This is a genomic window from Xanthomonas sp. BRIP62418, from assembly GCF_003993495.1.
Lineage (GTDB): Bacteria > Pseudomonadota > Gammaproteobacteria > Xanthomonadales > Xanthomonadaceae > Xanthomonas > Xanthomonas euroxanthea.
In genome coordinates this window covers 153072-159965 of record NZ_QEZG01000039.1, presented here as the reverse complement: position 1 = coordinate 159965, position 6894 = coordinate 153072, and the positions used below count along the sequence as shown (strand labels likewise).

Genomic DNA, 6894 nt, shown 5'->3' with positions numbered 1-6894 from the left:
CACCTCGCAATACCCACCTAGAGCAGAGCCCCCTTTGTTAAGGGGGCGCGCCGAAGGCGCGGGGATAGGATGCTACGGAGTGGGGTCCGAGGTTTGCGTAGCAAACCTTGTGGGGGCAGGCCCACGCAGTGGGACTGACTACGCGTGGGGCCCGAGGTTTGCGCAGCAAATCTTGGGGGGGGGGGGGCAGGCCTGCGAAGCAGGACTGACCACGCCTACCCCACCAGCTTCAGCCCGATCACGCCGGCCACGATCAAGCCGATGCAGGCCAGACGCGACCACGACGCGCTGTCGCCGAACAGCGCGATGCCGGCGATGGTCACGCCCAGCGCGCCGATCCCGGTCCAGATCGCATAACCGGTGCCTACCGGGATGGTCTTCAGCGCCTGGGTCAGAAACCACAGGCTGATGCCCGCCAGACCGATGGTCAGCACCGTCGGCCACAGGCGCGTGAAGCCGTCGCTGTACTTCAGGCCCATGGCAAATCCGATTTCGAACAGGCCGGCCAGCAGCAGGTAGATCCAGGGCATCGCAGTACTCCTCAGTTGAAAACGCACAAAAAAAAAGCGACCCAGTGTTTGCACACTGGGCCGCCGTCGGCTGTGGAACGCGAGGTCATCGCGTGGCGGGCCGTCCCGCCTTGGTTCTTTCGCGCGCCTGCAGGCAGCCGCGCAACAGCTCGCTCGCTGCGCTTACTCGCTCAGGTTGCGCCCGTGGAACAGCTCTTCGATCTCGCGCTTGAGCAGCGTTTCGATCTTCATGCGCTCCTTGAACGAGAGGTTCTTGGCGCGTTCCTCGAACAGGTACTGGTCCAGGTCGAAGTCCTTCAGGTGCATCTTGGTGTGGAAGATGTTTTCCTGATAGACGTTCACGTCGAACATCTCGTAGCGCGACTTCACGTTCTTGGCGAGGAAGTGCTGGATCGAGTTGATCTTGTGGTCGATGTAGTGCTTCTTGCCCTTCACATCGCGGGTGAAGCCACGGACGCGGTAGTCCATGATCACGATGTCCGATTCCAGACTCTCGATCAGGTAGTTCAGCGCCTTCAACGGCGAGATCACGCCACAGGTGGCCACGTCGATATCGGCACGGAACGTGGCGATACCCTCCTGCGGATGCGTCTCGGGGTATGTATGGACAGTGATATGACTCTTGTCCATATGAGCGACCACCGCATCGGAGATCAGCTCCTTGCCGGCCTGCTTCTTGTCGATGACGGGCTCTTCCGAGATCAGGATCGTGACCGATGCGCCCTGCGGATCGTAGTCCTGACGTGCGATATTGAGGATGTTGGCGCCAATGATCTCGGCAACATCGGTCAGGATCTGCGTCAGACGATCGGCGTCGTATTGCTCATCGATATATTCGATGTAGCGCTGACGCTCCTCTTCGGTACGCGCATAACAGACGTCGTAGATGTTGAAGCTCAACGCCTTGGTGAGGTTGTTGAACCCCTGTAGCCTCAGGCGAGGCAACGGCTTGACCACGTCGGTCTGTCCTTATGGAAGGCGGGAAAGGAAACAATTATGAGCCAAAGATCCCAGCAACGAAATGCCGACGTTAAGAATGGTTTACCTTGCATGACTCATGCCGTTAAGCTTCAGGAATTACACGCGGAACTACCATGAGCCCAGGAAACACGACGGTTGTGACTACGACGGTACGTAACGCTACCCCTTCTCTGGCGCTGGACGCGGGCACGATCGAGCGTTTCCTGGCGCACAGCCATCGCAGACGCTATCCGACCCGGACCGATGTGTTCCGGCCAGGAGACCCGGCTGGCACGCTCTACTACGTGATCAGTGGCTCGGTGAGCATCATTGCCGAGGAAGATGACGATCGTGAGTTGGTGCTGGGCTACTTCGGTAGCGGCGAGTTCGTCGGCGAGATGGGGTTGTTCATCGAATCCGATACCCGCGAGGTGATCTTGCGCACCCGCACCCAGTGCGAGCTGGCCGAGATCAGCTACGAGCGGCTGCAGCAGCTGTTCCAGACCAGTCTGTCGCCGGATGCGCCCCGCATCCTGTATGCGATTGGCGTCCAGCTGTCCAAGCGGTTGCTCGACACCACAAGGAAAGCCAGCCGCCTGGCGTTCCTGGACGTGACCGACCGCATCGTGCGCACCTTGCACGATCTGTCCAAGGAGCCGGAAGCGATGAGTCATCCGCAGGGCACCCAGCTGCGCGTGTCGCGGCAGGAACTGGCACGGCTGGTGGGCTGTTCGCGTGAAATGGCCGGGCGCGTGCTCAAGAAACTGCAGGCCGACGGCCTGTTGCATGCACGCGGAAAGACCGTCGTGCTCTACGGCACCCGCTAAGCGGCAGCGGTTGGTGCAGCCCTGCACCAACCGCAGCTCGAACCGCATGTCGCACGGCATGCGGGCTGATGTGGCCGGGTGCGCTCGGTCACCGACTGCCGGCCGTGTGCCGTGCATCGCCGACTGCTTGCCCGCCGACTCGATGGGCAAGGCCTGACCTCATCGCAGCCGTGCACTTGGCCACAGCCGCGCACGGTACGTACCGCTTTCGGCACCAGGCGCTACAGCGCCTTGCCACCGCGATCGCGACATCCCCAGTTGAGGATCGGCGTGCCTGCCGGCAGCACCTGCCGGAACAGCGCTTCGCGATTGGCCTTTGGATTGACTACCACCGGCGCGCGCGCCGCCTTCAGCAGCGGCAGATCCGCGGTGCTGTCCGAGTAGGCAATGGCGATGTCGGCGTAGCCGCGCTCGCGCAGCATGCGCATCTTCTCTTCATTGTGGCAGTGGCGTCGCGCGGTGACCGCGCCCAGGCGTGGACCGACCAGGCTGCCGATCACCGGCACGTCCTGATGCGCGACAAAGCCGAGAATCGCGCGGGCCAGTTCCGGCGGCGCGCCGGTGGCCACCACCACACGGTCGCCGGCGGCGCGGTGGTCGGTGAACACCTTCAAGGCGTGCGGCAACAAGCGCTGCCGGATCTGCGCTTCATGCTTGAGCACGTACGCATCGATGAAGCGATTGAACTCGCGCGCGCGGTGCAGGCCGAAGGTGGCGATCCACACATAACCGGACACGCCGCGGCGGCGGGTCGGCAGCATCGCCACCATCGGGCCGAGGATCGGCGAGGCCAACAGCGCCACCAGCAGACGCAACGGGTTGCGCTTAATCAGCCAGGCGAACAGGTGGCTGCCGGAGTCGCCGTCATACAGCGTGTGGTCGAAATCGAAGACCACCAGCGGTGCGTCGTCGCGCGGTACGGGATACGCCTCAGTCATGCGCGAAGAATAGCTGACGCAGCGACTCGCCGGGTTCGGGCGCGCGCATGAAGGTCTCGCCGACCAGAAACGCGTTCACGCCGTGGCCGCGCATCAACTGCACATCGGCCGGCGTCACGATGCCGCTTTCGGTCACCAGGATGCGGTCACGCGGCACGGCGGCGCGCATGTCCAGGGTGGTCTGCAGCGTCACTTCGAAGGTGCGCAGATTGCGATTGTTGATGCCCACCAGCGGCACCGGCACCTGCACCGCGCGCTCGAGCTCGTCGATGTCATGCACTTCCACCAGCACGTCCAGGCCCAGCTGCATGGCCAGGCCGGAGAGCTCGGCCAGCTGCGCGTCCTCCAGTGCCGAGACGATCAGCAGGATGCAATCGGCGCCGAGCACGCGCGCTTCGTAGACCTGGTAGGGGTCGACGGTGAAGTCCTTGCGCAGCACCGGCAGCGTGCAGGCCTCGCGCGCCTGGCGCAGATAGGCATCGGCGCCCTGGAAGAAGTCCACGTCGGTCAGCACCGACAGGCAGCTGGCGCCGCCGAATTCGTAGCTGACCGCAATGTCGGCCGGGTGGAAGTCGGGGCGGATCACGCCCTTGGAGGGGCTGGCCTTCTTCACTTCGGCGATCACCGCCGGCTCGCCGGCGGCGATGCTGGCCTGCATGGCGGCGGCAAACCCACGCGTGAGCGGCAGGTCGGCGCTGCGCGCGATCAGCTCGGCCAGCGGCACGCGCGCACTGCGCTCGGCGATTTCTTCGGCCTTGCGGGCAAGGATGGTGTTGAGGATGTCGCTCATCGTATCGGGTCCTGGCGGGCGGGCATTATCGGTCAAGACGGCCGCAACTGGCCGCGGCCACGCGCCGGCGCGCAGCATGCCAGCGGTGGCGTGAGGGTGCCGACGCGTGCCTGCCGGTGCAGTGGCGGGGGTCAGCGCTGCGCGGCAGTCTGCCGGGTGAAGGCAACATAGGCATCCAGTCTTGCACGCGCCGAGCCATCGGCCAGGACCGCACGCGCACGCACGACGCCGTCGGCGATGCTGTCGGACACCCCTGCCACGTAAAGGGCCGCACCGGCATTGAGGGCGACGATGTCCAGCGCCGGGCCGGGCACGTTGTCCAGCACCTGCAGCAGCATCGTGCGCGACTGCGCGGCATCGGCCACCTTGAGGTTGCGGCTGGCCGACATGGCGATGCCGAAATCCTCCGGATGCACCTCGTACTCGCGCACCTGGCCATCGCGCAGCTCGCCGACCAGGGTGCCGGCACCGAGCGAGAGTTCGTCCATGCCATCGCGTCCCCACACCACCAGCGCGCGCTCGGCACCGAGTTCCTGCAGCACGCGCGCCTGGATGCCGACCAGATCCGGATGGAACACGCCCATCAGGATGTTCGGCGAGCCGGCCGGGTTGGTCAGCGGGCCGAGGATGTTGAAGATGGTGCGCACGCCCATTTCGCGGCGCACCGGCGCCACCACCTTCATGGCCGGATGATGCACCGGCGCATACATGAAGCCGATACCGGTCTGCGCCAGCGAGGCGGCGACCTGCTCGGGCTGCAACTCGATCGCCGCGCCCAGTGCCTCCAGCGCGTCGGCACTGCCGGACTTGGACGAGACGCTGCGGTTGCCGTGCTTGGCGACCTTGGCGCCGCCGGCGGCAGCCACGAACATCGCGCAGGTGGAGATATTGAAGGTATGCGAACCATCGCCACCGGTGCCGACGATGTCGACCATGTGCCGGCGATCATCCACTTCCACACGACGCGAGAACTCGCGCATCACCGTGGCTGCGCCGGCGATCTCGCCGATGGTTTCCTTCTTGACCCGCAACCCGGTGAGGATGGCCGCGACCATCATGTCCGAGACCTCGCCACGCATGATCTGGCGCATCAGCTCGACCATTTCGTCATGGAAGATTTCGCGGTGTTCGATGGTGCGCTGCAGGGCTTCTTGCGGGGTGATGGGCATGGACAAGGACCGTGGCAAAACGTGGGAAAGATGTGCGGCAGTGAGCGTGATCGATCAATCCTGGCGATGCAGTCGCGCCTGGCGGCAATGCCACGCAGCACTGCGATGCGCAGCGCTCATTGACCCGGACGCCGCATGCGGAAGCGCGCCTGCGCCTGCACTTCGAAATAATCGGCGGCGCCGCCCGCACGCAGAATCGTCTGTACGGCAGCAGGATCGTAGATACCGTCCTGCAGCGCCGCGTGCGCCAGATGCACACCGACCACCTCGCCCAGGACCAGCCAGGTTTCGATGGCCTGCCCGCTTGCGCTCTGCAGCGGCAGCAGCTGGCTGAGCCGGCATTCGAAACTGACCGGGCTGGCCGCCACACGCGGGGCAGCGATCAGCCGCGACGGCGCCATTTCCAGGTCGGCCAATGCGAACTCGTCGACCTCCGCCGGCACCATCGCGGCACTGGCATTCATCGCCTCGGCCAAGGGGCGCGTGGCCAGGTTCCAGGTGAATTCGCCGGTGGCTTCGATGTTGCGCAGGCTGTCCTTGCGGCCGATGCTGGCAAAGCCGACGATCGGCGGCACGTAGTTGAACGCGTTGAAGAAGCTATAAGGCGCCAGGTTGGCGATGCCCCCGGCGCTGCGCGAGCCGATCCAGCCGATCGGTCGCGGACCGACGATGGCATTGAACGGATCGTGCGGCAGCCCGTGGCCCTGGCCTGGTTCGTAGAAGTGGAAACTGTCGCTGGCGGTGCTCATCGGGATCCGGATGCAGGTGTGGACGAAGCGAGGCGGGAAACCCGCTGCACGCTGGCGCGCAGCCGATTGCGGGCAGTGCGCGCATGGGTCGCCGATGCATCGATGGTGCCGAAGACTGCATCACGACTGAAGCAGATTGCAGTGGCCCTTGCGACGCACGCGGTACGCATTGCGATCAACGCTGCAGGAAGTTCTTCAGCAGGGCGTGACCATGCTGGGTCAGGATCGACTCGGGATGGAACTGCACGCCTTCGACCGGGAACTGGCGATGGCGCAGGCCCATGATCTCTTCGATCGAGCCATCCGGATGCTCGGTCCAGGCAGTGACTTCCAGCGCGTCGGGCAAGGTGGCCTTGTCCACCACCAGCGAGTGGTAGCGGGTGGCCTCGTAGCTGTCCGGCAGGCCGGCGAACACGCCCTTGCCCTGGTGGCGGATCGGCGAGGTCTTGCCATGCATGATGTTGTCGGCGCGGATCACATCGCCGCCGTAGACCTGACCGATGCTTTGATGCCCAAGACACACGCCCAGGATCGGCGTGGTCTGACCCAGCTGCTCGATCAACTGCAGCGAGATGCCGGCCTCGTTCGGGGTGCACGGGCCGGGCGAGATCACGATGCGCTCGGGCCTGAGCGCGGCGATCTGATCCACGCTCATCGCGTCGTTGCGCACCACCGTGACCTCGGCACCCAGGGCCTGCAGGTACTGGACGAGGTTGTAGGTGAAGCTGTCGTAGTTATCGAGCATCAGTAGCATTTCAGGCCTATCTCTTTGTTTTTAAAGGGCAATAGCCCAAAACAACTCACCGATACCCGCTCTGACACCTGTCAACCTGTCTGATACCCAAGCGGCCGGGGAGCGAGCAACACCGAAGCATATCTTCGCACGGGCTCGCTCAGCGCTCCTGTACCGAATCACCGCGATCAGCCATGC

At 64.5% G+C, this 6894-nt stretch carries 8 protein-coding genes; 1 reads left to right on the top strand and 7 read right to left on the bottom strand.

The window, feature by feature from the left end:
- Nucleotides 1-215: 215 nt before the first annotated feature.
- Both EO174_RS12945 and speD read right to left on the bottom strand, forming a co-directional pair.
- Nucleotides 216-530 carry a multidrug efflux SMR transporter gene (locus tag EO174_RS12945; RefSeq protein WP_003483069.1) on the bottom strand — a complete coding sequence of 105 codons (315 nt, stop codon included), beginning with the start codon at nucleotides 528-530 and terminating at the stop codon, nucleotides 216-218.
- A gap of 162 nt (nucleotides 531-692) precedes the next feature.
- A complete protein-coding gene (gene speD / locus EO174_RS12940) occupies nucleotides 693-1487 on the bottom strand; it encodes an adenosylmethionine decarboxylase (RefSeq protein ID WP_005990692.1) in 795 nt (264 codons plus the stop codon).
- A 137-nt stretch (nucleotides 1488-1624) separates the two neighbouring features.
- Between speD and crp the strand changes: the two genes are divergently transcribed.
- The gene (gene crp, locus EO174_RS12935; RefSeq protein ID WP_024938194.1) at nucleotides 1625-2317 is read left to right on the top strand and encodes a cAMP-activated global transcriptional regulator CRP; all 693 of its coding nucleotides are present in this window, start codon (nucleotides 1625-1627) and stop codon (nucleotides 2315-2317) included.
- A 221-nt stretch (nucleotides 2318-2538) separates the two neighbouring features.
- Here the strand turns inward: crp and EO174_RS12930 are convergent, their stop codons facing one another.
- From EO174_RS12930 to EO174_RS12910, 5 genes are all read right to left on the bottom strand, one after another.
- Nucleotides 2539-3255, bottom strand: a complete 717-nt coding sequence (locus EO174_RS12930) for a haloacid dehalogenase-like hydrolase (protein ID WP_104583522.1) — start codon at nucleotides 3253-3255, stop codon at nucleotides 2539-2541.
- A complete protein-coding gene (gene trpC, locus EO174_RS12925; RefSeq protein ID WP_104583521.1) occupies nucleotides 3248-4045 on the bottom strand; it encodes an indole-3-glycerol phosphate synthase TrpC in 798 nt (265 codons plus the stop codon). Before trpC ends, EO174_RS12930 begins: the two co-directional genes overlap by 8 nt.
- 131 nt (nucleotides 4046-4176) lie before the next feature.
- Complete coding sequence (trpD, locus tag EO174_RS12920; RefSeq protein ID WP_126944814.1) at nucleotides 4177-5214, bottom strand: anthranilate phosphoribosyltransferase; 1038 nt, start codon at nucleotides 5212-5214, stop codon at nucleotides 4177-4179.
- Between the two features lie 116 nt (nucleotides 5215-5330).
- Nucleotides 5331-5963 (bottom strand): flavin reductase family protein, encoded by a 633-nt coding sequence (locus EO174_RS12915; RefSeq protein WP_126944811.1) that lies wholly within the window; start codon nucleotides 5961-5963, stop codon nucleotides 5331-5333.
- Nucleotides 5964-6138: 175 nt separating this feature from the next.
- Nucleotides 6139-6717 (bottom strand): aminodeoxychorismate/anthranilate synthase component II, encoded by a 579-nt coding sequence (locus EO174_RS12910; RefSeq protein ID WP_104583518.1) that lies wholly within the window; start codon nucleotides 6715-6717, stop codon nucleotides 6139-6141.
- Between the last annotated feature and the right edge of the window lie 177 nt (nucleotides 6718-6894).